Genomic DNA, 24,601 nt, shown 5'->3' with positions numbered 1-24,601 from the left:
AAACGCCGGACGGGCTAAAAATTGCCGTTGCCGGCGGAGCAGCCTTCACCTTCTCCTACGCCGAGCACACCGAACTGCTCACCGCCGCCGGTGCTGAAGTCGTCGTATTCGATCCCCTCCGCGATGAGCAACTCCCGGACGGGACGCGCGGGTTGGTCATCGGGGGCGGGTTCCCCGAGGTGTACGCCGCTGAGTTGTCCGCCAACGAGCCGTTGCGCAAGGCAGTTGGGGCCCTCGCAGAGACCGGCGCTCCCGTCGCCGCCGAATGTGCCGGACTCCTCTACCTGTGCCGGGAGTTGGACGGGATGCCCATGTGCGGGGTGCTCGATGCCTCCGCGCGGATGAGCGAGCGGCTGACTCTGGGGTATCGGGATGCCGTCGCGTTGAGCGACAGTGTGCTGGCCGTGGCCGGGACGCGGATGCGGGGGCACGAGTTTCATCGGACCGTCGTCGAGCCCGGCTCGGGGGCGGCTCCCGCCTGGGGGGTTCGTGCCCCTGAGCGGCGGGTCGAAGGTTTCGTACAACAGGGTGTGCACGCGAGTTATCTGCACACGCACTGGGCGGCCGAGCCCGGTGTGGCCCGTCGGTTCGTGGAGAGGTGCCGGACGTCATGAGCAGCAGCAGGTTGATCGGAGTCGGGGTGGGTCCCGGCGATCCGGAGCTGGTGACCGTCAAGGGCGTCAACGCTCTGCGGGCCGCCGATGTCGTGGTGGTGCCGGTCATGGACAGTGGGGAGCGCGGGCGCGCCGAAGCCACCGTTCTGCATTACGTGCCTGAAGAGAAGGTGCTGCGGGTGGTGTTCGCGCTGAATGAGCGGACCGATCGGGCTCGGCGCGAGGCCGCCTGGGATGCCGCGGGGGCGAAAGTGGCCGAGCTGCTCGGCGCGCATCGCGTCGTCGCCTTTGCCACCATCGGGGACCCCAACGTCTACTCCACCTTCACCTATCTCGCCCTGACCATCGGGGAGTTGGTGCCGGGGGTCGTTGTGGAGACCGTGCCGGGTATCACCGCCATGCAGGATCTCGCCGCGCGCTCCGGTGCCGTACTCACCGAAGGGACCGAGCCGCTCACGCTGGTGCCCGTGACCGCCGGGGCCGCCGTGCTCAAGGACGCGCTCGCCGGGCCGGGGACGGTCGTGGCGTACAAGTTCGGGCGGCAGGCCGGTGAGGTCGCCGAGGCGCTCAGGGAGACCGGGCGGATCGGGGACGCGGTGTGGGGGTCGGCGCTCGGGCTGCCCGAGGAGTCGATCCGGCCCGCCGCCGAACTCGACGGGCAGCCGCTGCCGTACCTCTCCACGCTCATCGCGCCCGCACGGCGTGAGGGCGGGCGGGGCGGGAAACTGTGACCTCCGCCCCCGGAAGATCAGCCGGCCAGGCCCACCACCAGCCAGATGAATGCCGCTCCCGTGACCGTGCACAGCAGCGTCGCGGGTGCGGGGTGTTCGTGGTGGGCCTCGGGGAGGATCTCGGCGGCGGCGAGGTAGAGGAGCACGCCGCCGAAGAAGCCGAGATAGCCGCCGAGCAGGCCCTCCGGGATGGTGAGGAAGGCCGTCGAGGCGGCGCCCAGCACCGGGGCCGCCGCGTCCGCGAACAGCATCGCGATCGCCTTGCGGCGGGCGTTGCCGTACAGGCTCGTGATCGTGTACGTGTTGAAGCCGTCCGCGAAGTCATGGGCGACGACCGCGAGCGCGACCGCCGTGCCCATGCCGCCGCCCACCTGGAACGCGGCGCCGATCGCGACCCCGTCCATGAAGCTGTGGCCGACCATGGCGGCGGCCGCCGTGAGGCCCACCTCGGGCGCCCTGCCGTTGTTCTCCTCGGCTCCGTGCGAGGCCTGGCGGGCCGCGAGCAGGCGTTCGACCAGATGGGCCACGAGGAAGCCGGCCACGAAGAGCAGCAGGGCGGCCGGTACGCCGAAGACCTCGCGGCCCGCCGCGCGCAACGCCTCCGGCAGCAGGTCGAGGCCGACCACGCCCAGCATCAGGCCGCCGGCCAGGCCCAGCACGAGATGACGGCGGTCGGTCACCCGCTGTGCCGTCCAGCCGCCGGCCAGCGTCATCAGGAACGCGCCGAGCGCGACGAAGACCGCCATAGTCCCCTTGCTATCCGATCAACCCCTGTTCGCGCACATCCTGGACCACTTCAGCCCCACTCGCATTGACGTTCCCCACGCTCCCCGCACGCCCCACGCTCCGTATGTTCCGTTTGAGAGGATCCGACCCCATGGCCGATGCCGATACCGATGCCGCTGCCCCCACCGGCAAGGTGACCTTCGTCGGTGCCGGCCCCGGCGCCGCCGACCTGCTGACGTTCCGTGCCGCGCGTGCCATCGCCGAGGCCGACGTGGTGATCTGGGCGGCCAGCCTGGTGCAGGCCGAGGTCCTCGAGCACGCGCGCGAGGGCGCCGAGATCCTGGACTCGGCGACCATGTCCCTGGAGGACGTCGTCGCCGTCTACGAGCGGGCCGGAAGTGAGGGGCTGCGGGTCGCCCGCATTCACTCCGGCGATCCTGCCCTCTGGGGCGGTACTCAGGAGCAGGTCGACCGGTGCGCCGCGATCGGCATCGCGACCGAGATCGTCCCGGGTGTCTCGGCGTTCTCCGCCGTCGCCGCCCTCGCGCAGCGCGAGCTGACGATCCCCGAGGTCGCGCAGTCCGTCGTCCTCACCCGGCTCGGCGGGGGCAAGACGCCGATGCCGCCCGGGGAGGAGGTGCGGGAGTTCGCGCGCCACGGGACGACCATGGCGATCTTCCTGTCGGCCGCCCGCAGCGGGCAGTTGGTGCGGGAGCTGCTGGAGGGCGGCTATCCGACGGAGACGCCCGTCGTCGTCGCCTACCAGGCGACCTGGCCGGAGGAACTGATCGTGAAGTGCACGATCGCCACGCTGGAGGAGACGGTCAAGGAGCACAAGCTCTGGAAGCACACCCTCTTCCTGGTCGGCCCGGCCCTCGACGCCCACGGCACCCGCTCGCACCTCTACCACCCGGGCCACTTCCACGGCTTCCGCAAGGCCGACCCGGAGGCCCGCAGGGCCCTGCGCTCGCGGGGAGCCAGCACGTGATCACGGTAGTGGGGACGGGAACGGGGGCGGTGGTCGCGGAGGACGTGCTCCACGGCGCCCGGCTCATCGTCGGTGGTCAGCGCCATCTCGACGCCATCACCGTCCCTGAGGACGCCGAACAGGTCGTCCTCGGTCCGCTGGCGCCCGCCCTCGACACCATCGAGGCCTACGTCGGGAAGGGCGAGCCCGTCGTCGTGCTGGCCTCGGGGGACCCCGGGTTCTTCGGGATCGTACGGGCGCTGGCGGAACGGTTCACCAGCGACGCCCTCGACGTCCGCCCCGGCGTCTCCTCGGTCGCCACCGCCTTCGCCCGCGCCGGGCTGACCTGGGACGACGCCGTCGTCGTCAGCGCGCACGGACGTGACCCGCGTACGGCGGTCAACGCGTGCCGCGCGCATCCCAAGGTCGCGGTGCTGACCGGGCCGGGGGCCGGACCCGCCGAGCTGGGGGCCGCGCTCACCCACCGGACCGGCGGGCGGGTCCTCGTCGTCGCGTCCGCACTCGGTTCCGGGGAGGAGCAGGTCGAACGCGTCACGCCCGCCGAGGCCGCCGCCCGGGACTGGGGTACGGCGGTGAGCGTGGTGCTGTGTCTGGATGAGGCGCGGGTGCTCGGTGCCGTGCGGACGGTCGCCGGTGCCGCCGTCGGGCCCGCCCAATGGGCGCTGGACGAGCGGGAGTTCGCGCACCGGGACTCGATGATCACCAAGTTCGAGGTACGGGCGCTGGCGCTGGCCCGGCTCGGGCCGCGCCTCGGCGAACTGGTCTGGGACGTCGGCTCGGGCTCCGGGTCGGTGGCCGTCGAGTGCGCGCGGCTCGGCGCCGCCGTCACCGCCGTGGAGAAGACCCGGGACGGTGTCGAGCGGATCCGCGCCAACGCCGAGGCGCACGGCGTGGACGTGCACACCGTGCACGGGGCGGCGCCGACCGTGCTGTCCGATCTCGACGACCCCGACGCCGTGTTCGTCGGCGGGGGCGGGCGGGAACTGCCCGCCATCGTCACCGCGTGCGCGCGGCGGGCCCGGCGGACCGTGGTCGTCGCGATGGCCGCGCTGGACCGGGTACCGGCGGTGCGGGAGGCTCTCTCGGCGGCCGGTCTTGCGGTCGACGGGGTGCTGTTGCAGTCGTCCCGGCTGGCGCCGCTGCCGGGGGACGTGACCCGGCTCGCGGCCACCAATCCTGTTTTTCTGTTGTGGGGGGTCAGGACATCCGAGTCCCGAACCCCGGTGTATCGAGAAGGAGTTGCTTCGTGATCGGCCTCATCTCCGCCACCGCGGCGGGCGCGGGTGCGCGGGACCGGCTGGCCGCCGCGTGGCCGGACCGTACGCGCGTGTACGACGGTCCCGTGGGGGACGCCGTCCGGTCCGCGTTCGCGGAGTGCGAGCAGCTCGTGTGCTTCCTCGCCACGGGTGCCGTCGTACGGCTGATCGCCCCGCTGCTGGGCGACAAGCTCACCGACCCGGGGATCGTGTGCGTCGACGAGGGCGGACGGTTCGCCGTGTCGCTGGTCGGCGGACACGGCGGCGGGGCCAATGAACTCGCCGTGGAAGTGGGCGAGTTGCTCGCGGCGGAGCCGGTGGTTACGACGGCTACGGACGCGGTCGGTGTGCCCGGTCTCGACACGCTCGGGTTCCCTGTGGAGGGCGATGTCGCCGGGGTCTCGCGAGCCCTGCTCGACGGCGAACCGGTCGCCCTGGACGCCGAGTTGGCGTGGCCGCTGCCGCCGTTGAAGGTGTCGCCCCATGGCGCCTACGTCATCCGCGTCACCGATCGGGCCGTCGCACCCGGCGAGCGGGAGGTCGTGCTGCGGCCGCAGTCCCTCGTCGTCGGGGTCGGCGCGTCCAAGGGCGCACCCGTGAACGAGGTGCTCGGACTGGTCTACGACGCGCTGCGCGACGCGGGCTTGTCCGTCGGCAACATCGCCGAACTCGCCACCGTGGACGCCAAGGCGGAGGAGCCCGGCATCGTCCAGGCGGCTCAGCGCCTGCGGGTGCCGCTGGTGACCTACTCCGCCGAGGAGTTGGCCGCCGTCCAGGTGCCCAATCCGTCCGACGCGCCGCTCGCGGCCCTGGGCACGCCGTCCGTGGCGGAGGCCGCCGCGCTCGTCGGCGGGGGCGAACTCCTCGTCCCCAAGCGGAAGTCGGAGCGCGCCGACGGGCAACCGGCCATGGCGACCTGTGCTGTTGTACGGCGGGTCGCGCGCGGGCGGCTCGCGGTGGTCGGGCTCGGGCCCGGCGCCCGGGATCTGCTCACCCCGCGCGCCAAGGCCGAACTCCGGCGCGCCGCCGTGCTGGTGGGGCTCGACCAGTACGTCGACCAGATCCGCGATCTGCTGCGTCCCGGGACGCTGGTCCTGGAGTCGGGGCTCGGCGCCGAGGAGGAGCGGGCCCGTACCGCCGTCGCCGAGGCACGCAAGGGGCAGGCCGTCGCGCTGATCGGCAGCGGTGACGCCGGGGTGTACGCGATGGCCTCGCCCGCGCTCGCGGAGGCGTCGGACGACATCGACGTGGTCGGAGTCCCGGGCGTGACCGCCGCGTTGGCCGCCTCGGCGATCCTCGGGGCGCCGCTCGGCCACGACCATGTGTCGATCAGCCTCTCCGATCTGCACACGCCGTGGGAGGTCATCGAGCGGCGGGTGCGGGCGGCGGCCGAGGCGGACATCGTGGTGACGTTCTACAACCCCCGTAGCCGGGGCCGGGATTGGCAGCTCCCGAAGGCCCTCACGATCCTCGCCGAGCACCGGGAGCCGACGACGCCGGTCGGTGTCGTACGGAACGCCTCGCGGCCCGACGAGTCCAGTCGGCTGACGACACTGGCCGCGCTGGATCCGGCGTGGGTCGACATGATGACGGTGGTGACCGTGGGCAACACGGCCACCCGGGACATCGCGGGGCGCATGGTGACGCCGCGCGGGTACCGCTGGCAGGCGTCGCAGGCAGGTCAGGCAGGTCAGGCAGGTCAGGCAGGTCAGGCAGCGCAGGAGGTGGCGAAGTGAGTTCTGTGGACCGGGTGGACCGGGTGGAGCGTGTGGTTCATCCGATCGAGGTGGAGTCCTACCGGCGGATGCGCGCCCGGCTGGACACCTCGCACCTCCCGCCGCTGACCCGCGCGGTCGTCGAGCGGGTCGTCCACTCCGCCGCCGACCTGGAGTACGCGACCGATCTCGTCCTGGACGAGGGCGAGTTGGCGAAGGCGCACGCCGCGCTGCACGCCGGGGCGCCGGTGGTGGTGGACGTGGCGATGGTCGCGGCCGGGATCACCGGGCTCCGGACCGTGTGCCGGCTCAAGGACGCCAAGTCCGGGCCGGGGCTGACCCGTTCGGCACACGCGATCCGGCTCGCCCACGAGGAGGTCGGGCCCGGCGCCCTGTGGGTGATCGGCAACGCGCCGACCGCCCTGGAGGAGTTGCTGACGCTGGACGCCTCCCCCGCGCTCGTCATCGGGCTGCCCGTCGGTTTCGTCGGCGCGGTCGAGTCCAAGGCCGCGTTGCGCGCGAGCGGGCTGCCCGCGGTGAGCAACGTGTCCGAGAAGGGCGGTTCGGCGGTGGCCGCGGCCGCCCTCAACGCCCTGCTGTATCAACCTGTTTCACCTACCGAGGAGAAATCGTGACCACCCCGCCGCCCGCCCTGCTCATCGCCGGACACGGCACCCGGGACGAGGCCGGAGCCGAGGCGTTCCGGTCCTTCGTACGGGAGTTGGGCCGCCGTCACCCCGAACTGCCCGTCGCGGGCGGGTTCATCGAGCTGTCGCCGCCGCCGCTCGGGGACGCGGTGACCGAGCTGGTGGAGCGGGGGGTGCGCCGGTTCGCCGCCGTACCGCTGATGCTGGTGTCCGCCGGGCACGCCAAGGGGGACATCCCGGCGGCACTGGCCCGGGAGAAGGAGCGGCACACGGGGATCTCGTACACCTACGGGCGTCCGCTGGGCCCGCACCCGTCGCTGCTGAACGTGCTGGAGCGGCGGCTCGACGAAGCGCTCGGCGAGTCGGCACGGACGCCCGCCGACCGGGCCGATGTGACCGTGCTGCTGGTGGGGCGCGGTTCGACCGACCCGGACGCCAACGCCGAGGTGCACAAGGCGGCGCGGCTGTTGTGGGAGGGGCGCGGATACGCGGGCGTGGAACCGGCGTTCGTGTCGCTCGCGGCGCCCGACGTGCCGAGCGGCCTCGACCGGTGTGTGAAGCTGGGCGCCCGGCGGATCGTCGTCCTGCCGTACTTCCTGTTCACCGGCATCCTGCCGGAACGGGTGCGGCAGCAGACGGAGGGCTGGGCGGCGGCGCACCCCGAGATCGATGTGCGGTCGGCCGAAGTCATCGGCCCCGAGCCGGAGTTGCTGGACCTGGTGATGGAGCGGTACCGGGAGGCGGTCAAGGGTGATCTGCGGATGAACTGCGACTCGTGCGTGTACCGCATCGCGCTGCCAGGCTTCGAGGACAAGGTGGGGCAGCCGCAGCAGCCGCACTTCCACCCGGACGACGACGGTCACGACCACGACGGTCACCACCACGGGCATCACCATCACGGTGGGCACGCCCATGCACACTGACAGAGCCCACGACCACGATCCGACGGACAGAGCCCACGATCTGCGCCATCACGGTGACGTCGAAGTCCGGGACGACGGCGCCCAGTTGATCGACCTCGCCGTGAACGTCCGCGCGGACACTCCCCCGGCCTGGCTGCGCGAGCGGATAGCCGGTTCGCTGACCGGTCTCGCCGCCTATCCGGACGGACGGGCAGCGCGGGCGGCGGTCGCGGCGCGGCACGGGTTGCCGGTGGAGCGTGTGTTGCTCACGGCGGGTGCGGCCGAGGCCTTCGTGCTGCTCGCCCGCGCGCTGAAGGTCCGTCAGCCGGTCGTCGTGCACCCGCAGTTCACGGAGCCGGAGGCGGCGCTGCGGGACGCGGGGCACACGGTGGAGCGGGTGTTGCTTCGGGAGGCGGACGGTTTCCGGCTGGGTCCGGGGGTGGTGCGGGGGGTGCCCGAGGACGCGGATCTGGTGGTGATCGGCAATCCGACGAACCCGACGTCCGTCCTGCACCCCGCTGCGGTGATCGCCCGACTCGCTCGGCCCGGGCGGACGTTGGTGGTCGACGAGGCGTTCATCGACGCGGTGCCGGGTGAGCGGGAGTCGTTGGCCGGCCGGACGGACGTCCCCGGTCTGGTGGTCCTCCGCAGCCTCACCAAGACGTGGGGTCTCGCGGGGCTGCGGATCGGCTACGTCCTTGCCGCGCCCGAGACGATCGCGGAACTGGAGCGGGCCCAGCCGTTGTGGCCGGTGTCCTCGCCGGCGCTGGCTGCGGCGGAGGCCTGCATGGAGCCGCGGGCCCTCGCCGAAGCCGCCCACGCCGCGCACCGTATCGCCGCCGACCGTGCCCATCTCGTCGCCGGGCTGGCCGAGTTCGCCCCCGACGGACTCCGGGTCATGGAGCCTGCCGAGGGGCCGTTCGTCCTCGTCCGCGTCCCGAATGCGGTCGCCGTACGACGGCATCTGCGCGACCTGGGCTTCGCCGTTCGCCGTGGGGACACGTTTCCGGGGTTGGGTGAGGCGTGGCTACGGCTCGCGGTGCGGGATCGGGCAACGGTGAATCGGTTTCTGCAGGCGTTGGATCAGGCGGTGACGTTGGCGGGGCGGTGAGGTGGGCTCCGCCTCTGCCACCCGCCCACCCGACTCGGTTGGCTGTGAAGTGCCCTTCCAAGCCTTGCCCGCCCACCCGCCCGACTCGGTGGGCTGAGAGGTCACCCTCCAAGCCTTGCCCACCCGCCCACCCGTTTACTGTCGGTTGCAAGTGGACCTCTCAAACGCCCGAGACGGGTGGGTGGGTGGGTGGGCAAGGTAGTTGCCTCAGCCCCGACGCCGGCGCGTCATCATCACCGCTCCGCCACCCGTCGCCAGCAACAACACCGCCCCGCCCGCGATATACGGCGTCATGGAGCTACCCCCCGTCTCGGCCAACCCCGCCTCCGCCGGAGCACCCTGCGGCTTCACATCGGGGGCAGGGTCGGCGGACGGCGTCGAGACGACCTCGGGTGCCTCACACGTCGCCTGCGCCAACGTCACCGTGCCCTCCACATCAGCCACGTTCAGCTTCAACGGGTTGACGGAGACCTTGAGTTCGAGCGCGGTCGCAGCCGCCGTACGGGACGTGGTCGACGTCTTGGACAGATCGAGGCTCACCGAACCGACCCCCGGCACCTGAACCTCCGTAGGACCACTCGCGGTCACCGTGATCCGCTTGCCGAGCACCGTCACCGCCCCCGGCAGATGCGACGTGGCGACCGGCGTCTTACCCGCCTCGCACGTCGCCTTCGACATGACCGCGTCGATCTCGATGAGCGAGAGCAGTGGCAGCCCGGGAACGTGGAGCCGCGCATGGGCGAGGTTCGTATACCCCTCGGCTTTCGTCGCGGACACCGTCGCCTTCGCCGTGGCGACGTCCGCGCCGAGCACACTGAACGGCTGTCCGCCGTTCACCCCGTCCAACTGGGCGGTGAGCGCGGTCTTTTCGGCGCTCTGCGGTGCCTGGACCTCGTTGAGGGAGACCGCGAGCGGGACGTCCACGGTCTTGTTGAGCAGGGACACGTCGAGCCCGGTGCGGAGCACTACGGCGCTCGCGCGACCCTGGTCAACGGTCGCGTGGGCGGAACCCGCGCCGGCCAGCGCCACGGGACCGGCGGCGAGGGCGGTCGCCGTGGCCACGGTGGCCCAACGGCGTGCGGGCATGCGGAAGTTGGTGCCGTTCAAGGTGTGGGACCCCCAGAAGAGACATGCTTGGGACCCGGTAAGAATTACCCACGACGAGTGAACCGTCAGCGATCCTGCGTCACTTCACCCCATCGTGGGTTTTCCGTGAACGTATTCGAATCGACTGGCGACTATTCGACCACCAGCCCGTTCAGCACCACCCGCCGCGGCGACGCGAGCACCCGCACATCGGCGCGCGGGTCCGCCTCGTAGACGACGAAGTCCGCCGGCGCACCCTCCTCCAACCCGGGCCGCCCGAGCCACCGCCGCGCACCCCACGCGGTCGCCGACAGCGCCTCTACGGCCGGGATGCCGGCGGTGACGAGTTCGGCGACCTCGGCGGCGACCAGGCCGTGGGCGAGGGAGCCGCCGGCGTCCGTGCCGACGTAGACCGGGACGCCGGCGTCGTAGGCGGCGCGCACGGTGTCGTAGCGGCGCTCGTACAGTCGCCGCATATGGGCCGCCCAGCGCGGGAACTTGGCGTCGCCGCCGTCCGCGAGCTGCGGGAAGGTCGCGATGTTCACGAGGGTCGGGACGATCGCGACGCCCCGCGAGGCGAACAGCGGGACGAGGTCCTCGGTGAGGCCGGTCGCGTGCTCGATGCAGTCGATGCCCGCCTCGACCAGGTCGCGCAACGCGTCCTCGCCGAAGCAGTGCGCGGTGACGCGGGCGCCGAGCCGGTGGGCCTCGGCGATGGCCGCCTCCACCGCTTCGCGCGGCCAGCAGGCGGAGAGGTCGCCGAGGTCGCGGTCGATCCAGTCGCCGACCAACTTGACCCAGCCGTCGCCGCGTTGGGCTTCCTGGGCGACGTAGGCGACGAGTTCGTCGGGTTCGATCTCGTGGGCGAAGTTGCGGATGTAGCGGCGGGTGCGGGCGATGTGTCTGCCGGCGCGGATGATTTTCGGGAGGTCCTCGCGGTCGTCGACCCAGCGGGTGTCGGAGGGCGAGCCTGCGTCGCGGAGCAGGAGGGTGCCGGCGTCGCGGTCGGTGAGGGCCTGTTGCTCCGCGGTGTCGGCGTCTACGGGGCCGTGGGTGCCGAGGCCTACGTGGCAGTGGGCGTCGACGAGGCCGGGTAGGGCCCAGCCGTCGACCGTCCGGATGTCCTCGGCATCGAGGGGGCGGTCGTAGGAGATGCGGCCGTCGATGACCCAGAGTTCGTCGCGGATGTCCTCCGGTCCCACAAGGACCCGGCCCTTTACGTGCAGCACGGCTTGATCGCTCATGGGACGCACGATAGTTCGTCGGGTGCGGGCTCGTCGTGGCTGGTCGCGACCACGCGGCAGAGCCGCAAATCGATACAGCCCCGCGCCCCTTACGGGGCGCTGCCCTCGTCGTCAACTTCAGCCATCGCGGGGTCCAGTAGACGCGACAAGAAGTGGCGGGTGCGGTCGTGCCGTGGGTTGGTGATGACCTGTGCCGGAGTGCCGTCCTCGACGATCACCCCACCGTCCATGAACACAACCCTGTCGGCCACCTCGCGCGCGAACGTCATCTCGTGGGTGACGACCATCATCGTCATGCCCTCGTTCGCGAGCATCCGCATGACCGCGAGTACGTCGCCCACCAGCTCGGGGTCGAGCGCCGACGTCGGTTCGGCGAACAACATCACCTCGGGGCCCATCGCCAACGCCCTCGCGATCGCGACGCGTTGCTGCTGGCCGCCGGAGAGGGACGCTGGGTAGGCGGTGGCCTTCTCGGAGAGGCCCACGCGGCGCAGGTTCTCGGCGGCGACCTTGGCCGCCTCCGTCTTGTCCCGGCGCAGGACCCTCCGTTGGGGCAGGGTGAGGTTCTCGGTCACGGAGAGATGCGGGAAGAGGTTGAACTGCTGGAAGACCATGCCGATACGGCGGCGTACGGCGTCGATGTCCACATCGGGGTCGGTGATCTCCGTGCCGCCGACGAACACCCGCCCCTTGGTGGGCACTTCGAGCAGGTTCACGCACCGCAGGAGGGTGGACTTGCCGGAGCCGGAGGGGCCGATGACACACACCACCTCGCCCTGGCCGATTTCCAGGTCGATACCGCGCAGCACCTCGTTGGCACCGAACGCCTTGTGCAGGCCGCGGACTTCGATCTCCGGCTTCCCGGGTGGGGTCGTCACCGGACCGCCTCCCCCGTCTTCGTCTCCATGCGGCGCACCACGAAGCTCAGCGGGATCGTGACGAGGAGATAGCACAGGCCCGCGACCAGGATCGGCGTGGAGTTGGCCGTCGTACTCGCCAAGTCCCTTCCGTATTTGGACAGTTCGCGTTCCTCCAGGGTGACGCCGAGGAACAGGACCAGGGAGGAGTCCTTGAAGAGGAGGACGAGTTCGTTGGTCAGTGGCGGGAGGATGATGCGGAAGGCCTGCGGGACGATGATCGACACCATGGCCCGCGCTTGCGAGAAACCCAGCGAACGGGCCGCCTCCAACTGCCCTTTGGGCACCGCCTGGATGCCCGCGCGGATCGTCTCCGCCATGTACGCGGCCGACACCAGGCCGAGCGCGAGGGCGACCTTGCCGTAGGTACCGCCGATGATCTCCGTGCCGGGGAAAGCGAGCGGCACCGCGACGCCGACGAAGATGAAGATCAGCAGGGCGGGCAGGCCGCGGAAGATCTCGATGTAGATCCCCGCGAGCCAGCGGTAGGGGCCCACCGACGACAGCCGCATCAGCGCCACGACCATGCCGAGGACCAGCCCGAAGACGAAGCCCGACAGGGTGTACAGCACGGTGTTCTTCAACGCCAGCGTGATGACGTCCGGGAACATCTGCTTGGCGATGCTCCACTGCGCGAACTGGTTCTTCAGGCGGCCCCAGTCGGCGGTGACCGCGAAGACGATCACGACGGCGGCGAAGACGGCGTACTGCACGCCTTGGGACAGCCTGCGCCTCTGCCGTCTGCTCAACCCCTGTCTCCTGGGCTGGAGTTGGGGGTCCGCCGTGTCGCCGCTCATGAGGCCGTCGGAGAGGCGGTGGCCGTGGCGTCGTACGGGCCGATCCACTTCTCGTACAGCTTCTTGTACGTGCCGTCCGCCCTCGCGTCCTTGATCGCCTTGTCGATCGCGGCGAGGAGTTTCGTGTTGCCCTTCTTGACCGTGAAGCCGTACTGCTCACCGGTGTTGAGGTTGTCGACGACCTTGAAAGCGTCGGCGTTGGCCTTGGTCTTGAGCCAGCCCTGGACGACCGGGTAGTCGATGATGACGGCCTGGACCTGGCCGGTGCGCAGGCCGTTGAGGACGGCGTCGGAGGACTCGAAGGAGACGGGGTCGAAGCCCTTGCTCTTGGCGTAGTCCTCGCCGGTGGTCTGCGCCTGGGCACCGAGCTTCTTACCCTTGGTCTTCACATCGGCGAGGGAGGCGATCCCGCTCTTCTTGTCGACGAGGACGGCCTGGGTGGCGTCGAAGTACGGGTCGGAGAAGTCGACGTTCTTCTTGCGCTCGGCGGTGATGGTCATGCCGGCGGCGGCCAGGTCGCACTCGTCGGCGTTGAGGAAGGCGCCGGTCTTGAAGTTCTCGAAGGGGGTGTCGAGGATCGTCTGCTTCACGCCGAGGTTCTTCGCGACCAGGTCGATGAGGGAGACGTCGAAGCCCTGCACCTTGCCGTCGATCTCGGACTGGAAGGGCGGGTAGGGCAGGTGCGTGCAGGTCGTGAGCTGACCGGCCTTGACGAGTTCGACGCCACCGGCCGCGGTCTTCGAACCGCTGCCGCCGCTGTCGCTCGACGTGCAGCCGGCCGCGAGGACGAGGGCGAGTGCGGCCGTCGCTGTGGTGGCGGCCAGGGTGCGGGCCCGGCGGCCGAGGAGCGTGTTCACGGAGGCCTCCTGTGACGGAACTATGGGTTCCGATTATTGGGAGGGGTACGGCGGGCCGCTCACCCGGACCGGTGACCAGGGGGCCGTCCGGGCTAAGAAGTCGCCGGTCGGAGGGGGACGGAGGGCGGTGAGGGGCGCCGGTTACGCTCATCTCCGTCGATCGGGACCGCTTCTCCCCTCCCTCCCCGCGAGCGAAAGAGCACCGCCATGACCCACCCCTTCCTCGACCTGGCCCCGCTGAGCGCCGCGCACTTCGCCGCGATCGAGGACCGGGTGGCCCGGCTGCTCGGTACCGAGCAGGATGTCGTGATCATGCAGGGCGAGGCATTGCTGCCGCTGGAGGGCGCGATCCGCTCGGCGGCCGGTCCGGGCACGGTCGCGCTGAACGTCATCACCGGCCCCTACGGGCAGACCTTCGGGAACTGGCTGCGGGACTGCGGTGCCGAGGTGATCGACCTCGCCGTCCCGTTCCACACGGCGGTGACCGCCGAGCAGATCCGGGAGGCCTTCGCCGAGCGCCCCGGGATCGACTTCGTGTCCCTCGTCCACGCGGAGGCGGCGACCGGCAACACCAACCCGGTCGCGGAGATCGGCGAGGTCGTGCGCGCGCACGGCGCGCTCTTCTACCTCGACGCGGTGGCCTCGATCGGCGCGGAGCCGGTGCTGCCGGACGCGTGGGGTGTCGACCTGTGCGTGATCGGCGCGCAGAAGGCGATGGGCGGACCGGCGGGTGTGTCGGCGGTGTCGGTGAGTGCGCGGGCGTGGGCGCGGATGTCCGCCAACCCGGGGGCGCCGCGCCGGTCGTACCTCTCCCTCCTCGACTGGAAGGAGCGCTGGGTGGACGCGGGCCGCAAGACGCTGCTGCACGCACCGGCGCAACTGGAGATGCTGGCGCTGGAAGCGTGCGTGGAGCGGATCGAGTCCGAGGGTCTGGACGCGGTGATGCGCCGCCACGCGGTCGCGGCGGCGGCGACGCGAGCGGGCGCGGTGGCCCTGGGCGGCGGCCTCGTCCCCTACGTCCACGACGCCTCCGAGGCCGCCCCGGTCGCTACGACGCTCAGGACACCGCCGGGTGTCGTCGCCTCGGACCTGGTGGCAAGGGCCCTGTTCTCGGACCCCGCGCTGCCGCTCGCCGCGGGTGGGGGCGCCCTGGCGAAGGAGATGATCCGGGTCAACCACTACGGGGTGGATGCGACGGTGGCCGCGGTCCAGGGCTCCTTGGCGGCGCTGGGCGCGGCGCTGGCCGAGCTGGGGGTGCAGGTGGATCCGGAGGGGGCCCGGGCTGCCGTGGAGAGTGCGTGGCGGTAGTCGTGGACTGAGGTCCTTCTGGGGGCTCCGCCCCCCCAGACCCCAGACCCCCGATCGACCCTGAAGGGGTCTCGTCCTCAAACGCCGGACAGGCTGGATCATGCCGGCCTGCGCTGGAAGGGCCCCGGCACAGACCCCCCGTGCCATGCTCCCCCGCATGACCACCGACACGCCCCGGACCCTGCCCGACGGCCGCGCCATCCCCCTCATGACCGGCGCCGAGCGCCCCATGCTCGAAAGCTGGCTCGCGTTTCATCGCGCCACGCTGGCGGTGAAGTGCGCCGGCCTCGATGACACGCAGGTGCGGCTCGCCGCGGCCGAGCCCTCCTCGCTGACCTTGCTCGGCCTGGTCCAGCACCTCGCCGAGGTCGAACGGACCTGGTTCCAGCGGGTGTTCGGGCTCGACGTGCCGACGGTGTACGACAGCGAGGACGGATACGCCCTCGAACCCGGGCGCGGGATCGAGGAGGCGCTGGCCGTGTGGCGCCGGGAGATCGCGCGCGGACAGGAGCACTGCGCCGGGCTGTCGCTCGACGACCACGGGCAGATCCCCGACGGGCCGATGGCCGGGGTCGAGGTCAGTCTGCGCTGGGTGCTGATTCATCTGGTCGAGGAGTACGCGCGGCACAACGGTCACGCCGATATTCTGCGGGAAAGCATCGACGGATTGACCGGGGCCTAATTCGGATGTAATTCCAGAATTCTTCTGCCCGATTTCCGTGCACCTAAACGCAAATAATTCGCGTAGATCTCGTGAGGGTTACACCCTTGTGACCCGTTACACAGGTCGCCCGTTTTGCGCCTTATCCACGGGTCAAACCGGTGCATAACTTACAGCTTCGCACGCGTGATAACACAGCACCCCCTCAGACGTAACCCTCTCCCTCCATGCAATTTCGAATTTCTCTCGGTAAATTCAATTCGCATGACTGCCACCCAAGCAGACCTGCACATCGACCGCCCCACGGTGGCCGACGGCGCCGCGTTGTGGCGTATCGCCAAGGACTCGAACGCCCTCGACCTGAACTCGTCGTACAGCTATCTCCTGTGGTGCCGGGACTTCTCCGGCACCTCGGCCGTCGTGCGGGACGAGCGCGGGGAGCCGGTCGGGTTCGTCACCGGGTATGTGCGGCCGGAGCGGCCTGGCACCCTGCTCGTGTGGCAGGTGGCCGTCGACGCCGCGCAGCGTGGTCGCGGGCTGGCCGCACGGCTGCTCGACGGGCTCACCGAGCGGGTCGACGCCGAGTACGGGGTGACCGAGCTCGAGACCACGATCACGCCCGGCAACACCGCGTCCGAGCGCCTCTTCACGTCGTACGCCGAACGTCACGGCGCCCCCGTCGAACGCACGGTCCTGTTCGAGGCCGGTGACTTCCCGGACGGACCGCACGACCCCGAAGTGCTGTACCGCATCGGCCCGCTGAGCCTCTGAGAGCCCGCCCGCTCACCACCCCCCACACCTAGGAGCGATTCGCGTGACCATCACCCAGCCCGATCTCAGCGTCTTCGAGACCCTGGAGTCCGAGGTCCGCAGCTACTGCCGCGGCTGGCCCACCGTCTTCGACCGGGCCCGGGGCAGCCGTATGTACGACGAGGACGGCCACGCCTACCTCGACTTCTTCGCGGGCGCCGGCTCGCTCAACTACGGGCACAACAACCCGGTCCTGAAACGGGCGTTGATCGACTACCTGGAGCGCGACGGCGTCACCCACGGGCTCGACATGTCGACCGTCGCGAAGCGCGCGTTCCTGGGGACCTTCCAGGACCTGGTGCTGCGCCCGCGCGACCTGCCGTACAAGGTGATGTTCCCGGGCCCGACCGGCACCAACGCCGTTGAATCCGCGCTGAAGTTGGCGCGGAAGGTGAAGGGGCGCGAGTCGATCGTGTCGTTCACCAACGCCTTCCACGGCATGTCGCTGGGGGCGCTGGCCGTGACCGGCAACGCCTTCAAGCGGGCCGGTGCGGGCATCCCGCTGGTGCACGGTACGCCGATGCCGTTCGACAACTACTTCGACGGCAAGGTCCCCGACTTCCTGTGGTTCGAGCGGCTGTTGGAGGACCAGGGCTCCGGCCTCAACAAGCCGGCCGCCGTGATCGTCGAGTCCGTGCAGGGCGAGGGCGGCATCAACGTCGCCCGCCCCGAATGGCTGCGCGCGCTCGCCGAGTTGTGCGAACGCCAGGACATGCTGCTGATCGTCGACGACATCCAGATGGGCTGCGGTCGCACCGGCGCGTTCTTCTCCTTCGAGGAGTCCGGGATCGTGCCCGACATCGTCACCGTGTCGAAGTCCATCAGCGGCTACGGCCTTCCCATGTCCCTGTGCCTGTTCAAGCCGGAGCTGGACATCTGGGAGCCGGGCGAGCACAACGGCACGTTCCGCGGCAACAACCCGGCGTTCGTCACCGCGACCGCCGCCCTGGAGACGTACTGGGCGGACGGCTCCGCGATGGAGAAGCAGACCCGGACCCGCGGTGAGCAGGTCGAGCAGGGGCTGATCTCCATCACCGAGGAGAACCTCGCCGACATCAAGGAGTACCGGGGCCGCGGGCTGGTCTGGGGCATCGAGTTCAAGGACCCCGAGCGCGCCGGGCGGATCTGCGCCCGCGCCTTCGAACTCGGGCTGCTCGTCGAGACGTCGGGTCCGCAGGGCGAGGTCGTGAAGCTGCTGCCCGCGCTGACCATCACCCCCGAAGAGCTGGACGAGGGGCTGAGCATCCTCGCCCGCGCCGTCCGGGAAACAGTCTGACCACCCCTTTCACCACCTCTTTCACCACCATCTGACACCGCGTCAAGGAGGCGTAAACAGCCCGTGATTGTCCGTTCGTTCAAGGAACTCGAAGGCACCGACCGGCACATCAAGGCCGCGTCCGGCACCTGGGAGAGCAAGCGCATCGTCCTCGCCAAGGAGCGGGTCGGTTTCTCGGTGCACGAGACCGTCCTGTACGCGGGTACGAAGACGTCCATGTGGTACGCGAACCACGTCGAGGCCGTCGTATGCGTGGAAGGCGAGGCCCTGTTGACCGACAACGAGACCGGGCGGACGTACACGATCACGCCCGGGACCATGTACCTCCTCGACGGGCACGAGCGGCACACGATGCGGATCAAGGAGGACTTCCGCTGCATCTGTGTCTTCAACCCGCCCGTCACCGGACGGGAGGACCACGACGAGAACGGCGTCTACCCGCTGCTGACCGAACCCGAGGAGGTGTGACGACCATGACCACCGTCACCAGCGTCACCGACCTGTACCCGAGCCGCGGCACCACCGAGGTGTCCGCCCCGCGCAAGGACCCCGTCGTCTGGGGCTCGCCCGACACCCCGGGCCCGATCCCGACCGGTGACCTCCAGGCGTTCGAGCGCGACGGCTTCCTCTCCATGCAGGACCTCCTCCGCGACGACGAAGTCGACGTCTACCGGCGGGAGTTGGAGCGGCTGGTCGCGGACCCCGCGATCCGGGCCGACGAGCGGTCGATCGTCGAGTCGAAGTCCAAGGAGATCCGGTCCGTCTTCGAGGTGCACCGGATCAGCGAGGTGTTCGCGCGGCTCGTGCGCGACGAGCGGGTCGTCGGGCGGGCCCGGCAGATCCTCGGCTCGGATGTGTACGTCCACCAGTCCCGGATCAACGTGAAGCCCGGCTTCGGCGCGAGCGGCTTCTACTGGCACTCCGACTTCGAGACCTGGCACGCCGAGGACGGTCTGCCGAACATGCGCACCGTGTCCGTGTCGATCGCGCTCACCGAGAACCACGACACCAACGGCGGCCTCATGATCATGCCGGGCTCGCACCGGACGTTCCTCGGCTGCGCGGGCGCGACCCCCGAGGACAACTACCGCCAGTCGCTGCAGATGCAGGACGCGGGCACCCCGTCCGACGAGGCGCTGACCGGCATGGCCTCCGAGTACGGCATCAAGTTGTTCACGGGCAGGGCCGGTTCGGCGACCTGGTTCGACTGCAACTGCATGCACGGCTCCGGGGACAACATCACGCCGTTCCCCCGCAGCAACGTCTTCATCGTCTTCAACAGCGTGGAGAACAAGGCGGTCGAGCCGTTCGCCGCGCCGGTACGACGGCCCGAGTTCATCGGGGCCAGGGACTTCACGCCGGTGAGGTGACGGGACGGCCAGGCGCTTCGCCGCAAGGGCACCACGGTCACGGCGACCGGGGTGCCCTTCGCCGTGTCCGTCAGCCGGCGAGGACGTCGAGCAACCGGTCCACGTCCTCGGGGGTGTTGTAGAGGTGGAAGGCCGCGCGCAAGTTCCCCGCCCGGTCGGAGACTTCGACCCCGGCCGCGCTCAACTCGCCCTGCCTGCGGCCGAGTCCGGGCACGGAGACGATCGGTGAGCCCGGGGACGCGATGGGCTCGTGGCCGAGGGTGTCGAGGCCCGCGCGGAAGCGGTCGGCGAGGGTCAGGTCGTGGGTGCGTACGGCCGCCACGCCCAACTCCTCCAGCAGCGCGAGGGAGTGGCGGGCACCGGCGTAGGAGAAGAGGGCCGGGCTCTCGTCGAACCGGCGGGCGGAGTGGGCGAGTTCCTCGACCGGGCCGTAGCAGCTGTCCCAGGGGGCTTCGCCCGCCACCCAGCCGGCGAAGATCGGGTTGAGGCCGCCGAGGTCCGCCGGGGTGACCAGGAACGCGACCCCGCGCGGGCAGAAGAGCCACTTGAAGCCGACGGCGGCGACATAGTCGTAGGCGCCCGCGTCGAGGTCGAACCAGCCGGCGGCCTGCGACGCGTCGACGTACGTACGCGCCCCGTGTTCGCGTGCCGCCGCCCGGAGCGCGGGCAGGTCGGCGATCCGGCCGTCGGCCGACTGTGCGGCGCTGACCGCGACGAGGGTGGTGCCGGGGCGTATCGACTCGGCGATCCGCTCCAGCGGGACGCTGCGGACCTTGAGGTCGGGGCGCATGTGGAAGGGGTTCACGACCGAGCTGAAGTCGGCCTCGGCGGTGAGGACTTCGGCGCCGGCCGGCAGGGACGAGGCGATCAGTCCGCTGTAGACCGCGACCGAGGCCCCGGCCGCCACCCGGTCGACCGGCACCTTCGTCAGACGTGCGAAGGCTGCGCGCGATGCCTCCACGTCGTCGAACATGTCGGTCGGCGTGCCTACCGCGGCGGCCTCGATCGCGGTGCGCATCGCGGTGACGGTGCGGGTCGGGAGGAGGCCGGTGCTCGCGGTGTTGAGGTAGGTGTTCTTCGGGGCGAACTCGGCGCGGACGAGGCTCTCGAAGGTCTCCATGCCACCACTCTGCGGTGCCGAGAAGCCCTCGTCCATTGCGATTTTTTACGTGGATCCGCTAAGGAACGCTTATAGGTCACCGGGCGATCAGCCCTGACCAGCGCCTTTTCAGGCCTGCGGTACCGCGCACCCGTCGGGGCCGCACGCCTCCGCGTCGACATCGGCGCCGCTGTCGATCAGCTTCAGCGGGGAGTGCTCGCCCCATGCCTGGGTCAGTGCCTGGGCGAAGACCTCGGCGGGCTGGGCGCCGGAGACGCCGTACTTGCGGTCCAGGACGAAGAACGGGACGCCGTTGGCGCCCAGCTCGGCGGCCTCGCGCTCGTCGGCGCGGACGTCGTCGGCGTACGCGGTCGGGTCGGCCAGCACCTTGCGGGCGGCTTCCGCGTCCAGGCCAGCGCCGGTCGCGAGTTCGACGAGGCGTTCGTCGTCCCCGAAGACGGAGCGTTCCTCGGCGAAGTTCGCCTTGTACAGCGCCTGGATCAGCTCGTCCTGCCGGCCCTGGTCCTTGGCGAAGTGGAGGAGGCGGTGCATGTCGAAGGTGTTGCCGTGGTCGCGGTCGCGGGTGCGGTAGTCGAGGCCCTCGGCGGCGGCCTGCGTGCCCAGGTTGTCCTCGCCCGCCTGCGCCTGGGCCTCGCTCATGCCGTACTTCTTGGTGAGCATCTTGAGCACGGGCTGGATGTCGGTCTTGGCCCGGCCGGGGTCGAGCTCGAAGGAGCGGTGCACCACCTCGACGCCGTCGCGGTGCGGGAAGGCCTCGAGAGCCTTCTCGAAGCGGGCCTTGCCCACGTAGCACCAGGGGCAGGCGATGTCCGACCAGATCTCGACGCGCATTCTTCGGCTCTTTCCAGGACGTACGGACGAAACGGAGACTCCCTCCGTCTCCCCCGTGAACGTTCAAGCAGCCCGCTTCATTCCCCCGTCACGGGCAGGCGCATCTCCAGGTGATGACTGCCATCGGCCGGCTCGGCGACCCAGCCCTGCCGGACGTAGAAGGCCTGCGCCCGCTCGTTGTCGACATGCACATCGAGTACGGCGGTCCGCCGGCCGTCGGCCCGCCACTGTTCGAGGCAGGCCGCGTGCAGGGCCGTACCGAGGCCGGAGCGCCACTGGTCGGGGTCGACGTGGAACTGGAACAGCTTGACCGTTTCCGCCGGTTCTCCTTCCGGGGTGCGGAAGGAGGCCAGGGCGACGATGCGGCCCTGGTCGAGCAGGCAGAGCACGTGGGCCTTGGGGCGTGCGATGGCGCCCTGCCAGACGGCGAGCCAGTCCGTTCCGTCGTCCGGGATGCCGTCGGGGTAGTAGGTCGAGCGGGCCCGGCGGTGCAGGTCGGTGATGGCCTGTGCCTCGGCGGGCAGGGCGGTTCTGATCACCCGGGTTTCGTTGACACGGTCACTGATCATGCAACCGATGACGTGAGGGCGCTCGTTTCGGTTCCGAGGCGGGTGAACTGGGTCCGGTAGGCGCTCGGGGTCAGGCCGGTGCGGCGGATCAGGTGGGCGCGCAGGGAGTCCGCGGTGCCCAGGCCACAGGCTCGGGCCAGCTGGCCCATGGGGAGGGTGGTGGTCTCCAGGAGTTCCTTGGCGCGCTCGATGCGCTGGTGGAGCAGCCATTGGAGGGGGCTCACGCCGCTCTCCGCGTGGAAGCGGCGGGTGAGGGTGCGCACGCTCACGCCCGCGTGCCGGGCCAGGTCGGTGAGGGTGAGCGGTTTGTCGAGGTTGCGCATGGCCCAGCCGCGGGTGTCGGCGCAGGCCGTACCGCGCTCGGGCGGGAGCGGGGTCTGCGTGAACTGGGTCTGGCCGCCCGGGCGTACGGGTGCGACGAGGGCGAGGCGGGCCACCTCGTTGGCGACGGCGGCGCCGTAGTCGGTACGGATGATGTGCAGGCAGAGGTCGAGGCCGGCGGCGTATCCGGAGGCGGTCAGGAACTGGCCGTCCTGGATGTAGAGGACGTCGTCCCTGAGGTCGAGGGTCGGATAGCGGTCGCGGAGTTCGTCCGCCATCCCGTGGTACGTGGTGGCGCTGCGGCCGTCGAGCAGCCCGGCCTCGGCGAGCACGAAGGCGCCGCTGCAGATGGAGGCGATGCGCTTGCCCGCGGCGGCGGCCTCGCGGACGGCCGCCACGGCGGCCGGGTCCGGCTCGTACCGCTCGCCGGTGCCCGCGATCACCACGGTGTCGGCGGTGTGCAGGACGTCAAGGCCGCGGCCCACCTGGAGGTGCAGGCCGCCGGTCGTCACCACCGGGCGGGCGTCGGAGCTGCAGATGGTCACCTCGTAGCCGGGGGCGCCGTCGATCTCGACCTTGGCGAAGAGCATCTCGGGGATGGCCAGGTTGAACATGGAGACGGGGTTCGGCGCGACGATGGCGACGCGGTACGGGGGCCGCTTTCTCGGCATGGCCAGAACCTCCGGGTGGCTGGCATTCCGGCCACTACTGTACGGCGTCGCGCTTCTGCACCATGGACGCATGACGACGCCCACGCCTACGTCCGCCACCCAACTCACCCCCCGCACCGGCGATTTGAGGAAGCCCTCCCCCACCCTGACCCTCGCCGCCGCCCTCCTCGGCTTCGCGCTCATCAGCCTCGACGCGTCCGTGGTGAACGTGGCGCTGCCGTCCATCGAGGGCGCGTTCGGCGGCGGGATGTCGGGACTTCAGTGGGTGGTCGACGCGTACACGCTGTCCTTCGCCGCGCTCATGCTGTCCACCGGCGCCTTCGCCGACCGGGCCGGAGCGAGCCGCGCGTACGCGATCGGCATCGCGGTCTTCACCCTCGCCTCGGCCGCCTGCGGCCTGGTCCCGAACCTGCCCGCGCTGATCGCCGCGCGCGCGGCGCAGGGTGTGGCGGCGGCCGTCGTCCTGCCGGCCTCGCTGTCCCTGGTACGACAGGCCTACGCCGAACCGGCCAAGAGGGCGCGGGCGGTGGCGACTTGGGGGGCCGGGGGTGCGGCGGCGGTGGCCCTGGGCCCGGTGGCGGGCGGTGCGCTGACCACGGTCTGGGACTGGCGGGGCATCTTCTTCATCAACCTGCCGCTGGGCGCGGTGGCGCTGTTGCTGCTGCTCCGGGCGCCGCGCTCGGAACGCCGGCCCGCACCGCTGGACCTGCCGGGCCAACTGCTGGCGGTGCTCACCCTCACGGCCGTGACCTTCGCGGTGATCGAGGGCGGGGTGACGGGAGTTGTGGCTGTGCTGATCGCGCTCGTCGCGGGCGCGGCCTTCGTCCGGGTCGAGCTGCGCCAGTCGCATCCGGTGGTGCCGTTCGGCCTGTTCCGCAGTCACGCGGTGTCCGTGGCGGTCGCGGCGGGTGTCGCGTGCAGTGTGGCCTTCTTCGGCCTGGTCTTCCTCTTCTCGCTCTTCTTCCAGCAGGTGCAGGGCCGTTCGGCGCTGTACGCCGGCCTGATGTTCCTGCCGATGACCGGTCTGATCGGAGTGACGAACATCGTGTCGGGCAAACTGGCGGCCCGCTACGGCCCCCAACTGCCCATGCTGATCGGCCAGTCGCTCGCCGCACTGGGCTCACTCGTTCTTCTCTGCGTCGACGAGAGCACGCCCCCGCTCCTGGTGGCCTGGCTCCTCGTCCCGATGGCCCTCGGCTGCGCCCTGACGGTCCCGCCGCTGACCATCGCCATGATGGACGCGGTACCGGCCGAACGGGCGGGACTTGCGGCCGGTGTCCTCAACTCCGCGCGTCAGGTGGCGGGTGGGCTGGGGATCGCCGTGTTCGGGGCGCTGGTCTCCGACGGGTTCACGGCGGGCCTGCGGGAGAGCCTCGCGATCAGCGCGGCCCTCTTCGCGGTGACGGCCTTCCTCAGCTTCCGTCTCTCAGGTCGTCCGGCCAACTGGGCCTGAACTCAAGGTGGTCGTAGGTCACGACACACCCCTCCCCCATCGGCGACTGCGTCATGAACCCGACCAGCGCCGCGTCCGTCTCCTTCTCGTCCCCGAGGGTGAAGAGCCGGATGAAGGTCCAGCGCTCACCGTCCCGCGACGCGTGAAAGGCGAAGGCCCGACCGGTACGACTGACCCGCAGCCACACCGAACTACCGTCCACTGTGAAGGAGTTGGCGTCGTCCGAGTGCCCCCGGGTGACCACCGTGCAGACGGTAGGCACATCGGGCGAGTACTCCAGGCAGAGCTTGGCCCAGGCCCGCTCCCCCACGTGGACGTAGAGCACCCCGGCATCGAAGGACCCCGCGAACCCGACGGTGACCCGGGCTATGAGTTGGAAGTCCCCGTGCGGCGCTCCGAGAAGACGGGGCGCGTCGGAGGCGGGATCCAACCCTTCCCCGGTGGGCGGCACGAAGCGATCCTGCCGGGGACCCGCCCAGCCAGTGAGCACCCCGTCCTCGTAGGACCAATGCCCGTCGGGCCCGTAAGTCCGGAGGGGAAAGGGTAGTTGGGAGATCTCCAATTCCATCCACTCACTATCGCAGGCCCAGGGAATTGCCTTAAGGGGCGCGGGGCTGTAT

The 24,601-nt window shown here is 70.6% G+C and carries 25 protein-coding genes and 1 pseudogene; 15 read left to right on the top strand and 11 right to left on the bottom strand.

What is annotated here, in order from left to right:
- Together SPR02S_RS29545 and cobI are read left to right on the top strand one after the other, a co-directional pair.
- A pseudogene (locus tag SPR02S_RS29545) lies at positions 1–614 on the top strand (cobyrinate a,c-diamide synthase); the annotation flags it as partial.
- Entirely contained in the window at positions 599–1,345 is a 747-nt protein-coding gene (cobI, locus tag SPR02S_RS29540; protein ID WP_019060635.1) for a precorrin-2 C(20)-methyltransferase, read from the top strand. The pseudogene SPR02S_RS29545 and the gene cobI, both read left to right, overlap by 16 nt.
- Positions 1,346–1,362: 17 nt before the next feature.
- Here the strand turns inward: cobI and SPR02S_RS29535 are convergent, their stop codons facing one another.
- Positions 1,363–2,091 (bottom strand): ZIP family metal transporter, encoded by a 729-nt coding sequence (locus tag SPR02S_RS29535; protein ID WP_019060634.1) that lies wholly within the window; start codon positions 2,089–2,091, stop codon positions 1,363–1,365.
- A 131-nt stretch (positions 2,092–2,222) separates the two neighbouring features.
- Here SPR02S_RS29535 and cobM point away from each other — a divergent pair, with 131 nt between their 5' ends.
- The 6 genes from cobM to cobC are packed head-to-tail and all read left to right on the top strand — an operon-like array spanning position 2,223 to position 8,690.
- Positions 2,223–3,059 (top strand): precorrin-4 C(11)-methyltransferase, encoded by an 837-nt coding sequence (cobM, locus tag SPR02S_RS29530; protein WP_019060633.1) that lies wholly within the window; start codon positions 2,223–2,225, stop codon positions 3,057–3,059.
- Positions 3,056–4,309, top strand: coding sequence for a bifunctional cobalt-precorrin-7 (C(5))-methyltransferase/cobalt-precorrin-6B (C(15))-methyltransferase (locus SPR02S_RS29525; protein ID WP_019060632.1), 1,254 nt, complete (start codon positions 3,056–3,058; stop codon positions 4,307–4,309). Before cobM ends, SPR02S_RS29525 begins: the two co-directional genes overlap by 4 nt.
- Positions 4,306–6,051 carry a precorrin-3B C(17)-methyltransferase gene (cobJ, locus tag SPR02S_RS29520; RefSeq protein ID WP_019060631.1) on the top strand — a complete coding sequence of 582 codons (1,746 nt, stop codon included), beginning with the start codon at positions 4,306–4,308 and terminating at the stop codon, positions 6,049–6,051. The genes SPR02S_RS29525 and cobJ overlap by 4 nt, the downstream gene beginning before the upstream one ends.
- 23 nt (positions 6,052–6,074) lie before the next feature.
- Entirely contained in the window at positions 6,075–6,665 is a 591-nt protein-coding gene (locus SPR02S_RS29515) for a precorrin-8X methylmutase (protein WP_026150964.1), read from the top strand.
- Positions 6,662–7,600: a sirohydrochlorin chelatase gene (locus SPR02S_RS29510; protein ID WP_019060629.1), complete on the top strand. Its 939-nt coding sequence runs from the start codon at positions 6,662–6,664 to the stop codon at positions 7,598–7,600. Before SPR02S_RS29515 ends, SPR02S_RS29510 begins: the two co-directional genes overlap by 4 nt.
- On the top strand, positions 7,590–8,690 hold the full coding sequence (gene cobC, locus SPR02S_RS29505; protein WP_019060628.1) for an Rv2231c family histidinol phosphate aminotransferase CobC: 1,101 nt from the start codon (positions 7,590–7,592) through the stop codon (positions 8,688–8,690). The genes SPR02S_RS29510 and cobC overlap by 11 nt, the downstream gene beginning before the upstream one ends.
- 207 nt (positions 8,691–8,897) lie before the next feature.
- Here cobC and SPR02S_RS29500 read toward each other — a convergent pair whose 3' ends face one another.
- The 5 genes from SPR02S_RS29500 to SPR02S_RS29480 form a co-directional block, all read right to left on the bottom strand.
- Positions 8,898–9,797, bottom strand: coding sequence for an SCO1860 family LAETG-anchored protein (locus tag SPR02S_RS29500; protein WP_026150963.1), 900 nt, complete (start codon positions 9,795–9,797; stop codon positions 8,898–8,900).
- Between the two features lie 131 nt (positions 9,798–9,928).
- Positions 9,929–11,020, bottom strand: coding sequence for an amidohydrolase family protein (locus SPR02S_RS29495; RefSeq protein ID WP_019060626.1), 1,092 nt, complete (start codon positions 11,018–11,020; stop codon positions 9,929–9,931).
- A gap of 89 nt (positions 11,021–11,109) precedes the next feature.
- Positions 11,110–11,898 (bottom strand): amino acid ABC transporter ATP-binding protein, encoded by a 789-nt coding sequence (locus SPR02S_RS29490; RefSeq protein WP_019060625.1) that lies wholly within the window; start codon positions 11,896–11,898, stop codon positions 11,110–11,112.
- Complete coding sequence (locus SPR02S_RS29485; RefSeq protein WP_026150962.1) at positions 11,895–12,734, bottom strand: amino acid ABC transporter permease; 840 nt, start codon at positions 12,732–12,734, stop codon at positions 11,895–11,897. Before SPR02S_RS29485 ends, SPR02S_RS29490 begins: the two co-directional genes overlap by 4 nt.
- Positions 12,731–13,591, bottom strand: a complete 861-nt coding sequence (locus SPR02S_RS29480; protein ID WP_019060623.1) for a transporter substrate-binding domain-containing protein — start codon at positions 13,589–13,591, stop codon at positions 12,731–12,733. The genes SPR02S_RS29485 and SPR02S_RS29480 overlap by 4 nt, the downstream gene beginning before the upstream one ends.
- A gap of 207 nt (positions 13,592–13,798) precedes the next feature.
- On the opposite strand from SPR02S_RS29480, the gene SPR02S_RS29475 reads away from it, so the two are divergent.
- From SPR02S_RS29475 to thpD, 6 genes are all read left to right on the top strand, one after another.
- Positions 13,799–14,899 carry a pyridoxal-phosphate-dependent aminotransferase family protein gene (locus SPR02S_RS29475; RefSeq protein ID WP_019060622.1) on the top strand — a complete coding sequence of 367 codons (1,101 nt, stop codon included), beginning with the start codon at positions 13,799–13,801 and terminating at the stop codon, positions 14,897–14,899.
- Between the two features lie 157 nt (positions 14,900–15,056).
- Positions 15,057–15,581: a DinB family protein gene (locus tag SPR02S_RS29470; RefSeq protein WP_026150961.1), complete on the top strand. Its 525-nt coding sequence runs from the start codon at positions 15,057–15,059 to the stop codon at positions 15,579–15,581.
- 243 nt (positions 15,582–15,824) lie between these two features.
- Positions 15,825–16,331, top strand: a complete 507-nt coding sequence (gene ectA / locus SPR02S_RS29465; protein ID WP_019060620.1) for a diaminobutyrate acetyltransferase — start codon at positions 15,825–15,827, stop codon at positions 16,329–16,331.
- Positions 16,332–16,374: 43 nt separating this feature from the next.
- On the top strand, positions 16,375–17,646 hold the full coding sequence (ectB, locus tag SPR02S_RS29460) for a diaminobutyrate--2-oxoglutarate transaminase (RefSeq protein ID WP_019060619.1): 1,272 nt from the start codon (positions 16,375–16,377) through the stop codon (positions 17,644–17,646).
- A gap of 63 nt (positions 17,647–17,709) precedes the next feature.
- Positions 17,710–18,114: an ectoine synthase gene (locus SPR02S_RS29455; protein WP_019060618.1), complete on the top strand. Its 405-nt coding sequence runs from the start codon at positions 17,710–17,712 to the stop codon at positions 18,112–18,114.
- Between the two features lie 5 nt (positions 18,115–18,119).
- The gene (gene thpD / locus SPR02S_RS29450) at positions 18,120–19,016 is read left to right on the top strand and encodes an ectoine hydroxylase (RefSeq protein ID WP_026150960.1); all 897 of its coding nucleotides are present in this window, start codon (positions 18,120–18,122) and stop codon (positions 19,014–19,016) included.
- Positions 19,017–19,086: 70 nt separating this feature from the next.
- Here thpD and SPR02S_RS29445 read toward each other — a convergent pair whose 3' ends face one another.
- The 4 genes from SPR02S_RS29445 to SPR02S_RS29430 all read right to left on the bottom strand — a co-directional run bounded on the left by SPR02S_RS29445 (position 19,087) and on the right by SPR02S_RS29430 (position 22,528).
- Positions 19,087–20,172 (bottom strand): aminotransferase class V-fold PLP-dependent enzyme, encoded by a 1,086-nt coding sequence (locus SPR02S_RS29445; protein WP_019060616.1) that lies wholly within the window; start codon positions 20,170–20,172, stop codon positions 19,087–19,089.
- Between the two features lie 72 nt (positions 20,173–20,244).
- Complete coding sequence (locus tag SPR02S_RS29440; protein WP_019060615.1) at positions 20,245–20,967, bottom strand: DsbA family oxidoreductase; 723 nt, start codon at positions 20,965–20,967, stop codon at positions 20,245–20,247.
- Positions 20,968–21,044: 77 nt separating this feature from the next.
- Positions 21,045–21,536 (bottom strand): GNAT family N-acetyltransferase, encoded by a 492-nt coding sequence (locus SPR02S_RS29435; protein ID WP_019060614.1) that lies wholly within the window; start codon positions 21,534–21,536, stop codon positions 21,045–21,047.
- The gene (locus SPR02S_RS29430) at positions 21,533–22,528 is read right to left on the bottom strand and encodes a GlxA family transcriptional regulator (RefSeq protein WP_019060613.1); all 996 of its coding nucleotides are present in this window, start codon (positions 22,526–22,528) and stop codon (positions 21,533–21,535) included. The genes SPR02S_RS29435 and SPR02S_RS29430 overlap by 4 nt, the downstream gene beginning before the upstream one ends.
- Before the next feature lie 70 nt (positions 22,529–22,598).
- Between SPR02S_RS29430 and SPR02S_RS29425 the strand changes: the two genes are divergently transcribed.
- The gene (locus SPR02S_RS29425) at positions 22,599–23,981 is read left to right on the top strand and encodes an MFS transporter (RefSeq protein ID WP_019060612.1); all 1,383 of its coding nucleotides are present in this window, start codon (positions 22,599–22,601) and stop codon (positions 23,979–23,981) included.
- On the opposite strand, the gene SPR02S_RS29420 is transcribed toward SPR02S_RS29425, so the two are convergent.
- Positions 23,941–24,549, bottom strand: coding sequence for a DUF1349 domain-containing protein (locus SPR02S_RS29420; RefSeq protein WP_026150959.1), 609 nt, complete (start codon positions 24,547–24,549; stop codon positions 23,941–23,943). The genes SPR02S_RS29425 and SPR02S_RS29420 overlap by 41 nt on opposite strands.
- Positions 24,550–24,601 lie beyond the last annotated feature (52 nt).

This window comes from Streptomyces prunicolor NBRC 13075, from assembly GCF_000367365.1.
In the GTDB taxonomy this organism is placed as follows: Bacteria; Actinomycetota; Actinomycetes; order Streptomycetales; family Streptomycetaceae; genus Streptomyces; species Streptomyces prunicolor.
Note: the sequence above shows the minus strand (reverse complement) of the source record. Positions and strands in the feature narration are given on the sequence as shown.

What these genes read in the sequence shown, in the direction of transcription:
- SPR02S_RS29535 (WP_019060634.1), bottom strand. Translation starts at nt 2,091, where the DNA reads ATGGCGGTCTTCGTCGCGCTCGGCGCGTTCCTGATGACGCTGGCCGGC.
- cobM (WP_019060633.1), top strand. Translation starts at nt 2,223, where the DNA reads ATGGCCGATGCCGATACCGATGCCGCTGCCCCCACCGGCAAGGTGACC.
- cobC (WP_019060628.1), top strand. Translation starts at nt 7,590, where the DNA reads ATGCACACTGACAGAGCCCACGACCACGATCCGACGGACAGAGCCCAC.
- SPR02S_RS29495 (WP_019060626.1), bottom strand. Translation starts at nt 11,020, where the DNA reads ATGAGCGATCAAGCCGTGCTGCACGTAAAGGGCCGGGTCCTTGTGGGA.
- SPR02S_RS29485 (WP_026150962.1), bottom strand. Translation starts at nt 12,734, where the DNA reads ATGAGCGGCGACACGGCGGACCCCCAACTCCAGCCCAGGAGACAGGGG.
- SPR02S_RS29475 (WP_019060622.1), top strand. Translation starts at nt 13,799, where the DNA reads ATGACCCACCCCTTCCTCGACCTGGCCCCGCTGAGCGCCGCGCACTTC.
- SPR02S_RS29470 (WP_026150961.1), top strand. Translation starts at nt 15,057, where the DNA reads ATGACCACCGACACGCCCCGGACCCTGCCCGACGGCCGCGCCATCCCC.
- ectA (WP_019060620.1), top strand. Translation starts at nt 15,825, where the DNA reads ATGACTGCCACCCAAGCAGACCTGCACATCGACCGCCCCACGGTGGCC.
- thpD (WP_026150960.1), top strand. Translation starts at nt 18,120, where the DNA reads ATGACCACCGTCACCAGCGTCACCGACCTGTACCCGAGCCGCGGCACC.
- SPR02S_RS29445 (WP_019060616.1), bottom strand. Translation starts at nt 20,172, where the DNA reads ATGGACGAGGGCTTCTCGGCACCGCAGAGTGGTGGCATGGAGACCTTC.
- SPR02S_RS29440 (WP_019060615.1), bottom strand. Translation starts at nt 20,967, where the DNA reads ATGCGCGTCGAGATCTGGTCGGACATCGCCTGCCCCTGGTGCTACGTG.
- SPR02S_RS29435 (WP_019060614.1), bottom strand. Translation starts at nt 21,536, where the DNA reads ATGATCAGTGACCGTGTCAACGAAACCCGGGTGATCAGAACCGCCCTG.
- SPR02S_RS29430 (WP_019060613.1), bottom strand. Translation starts at nt 22,528, where the DNA reads ATGCCGAGAAAGCGGCCCCCGTACCGCGTCGCCATCGTCGCGCCGAAC.
- SPR02S_RS29425 (WP_019060612.1), top strand. Translation starts at nt 22,599, where the DNA reads ATGACGACGCCCACGCCTACGTCCGCCACCCAACTCACCCCCCGCACC.
- SPR02S_RS29420 (WP_026150959.1), bottom strand. Translation starts at nt 24,549, where the DNA reads ATGGAATTGGAGATCTCCCAACTACCCTTTCCCCTCCGGACTTACGGG.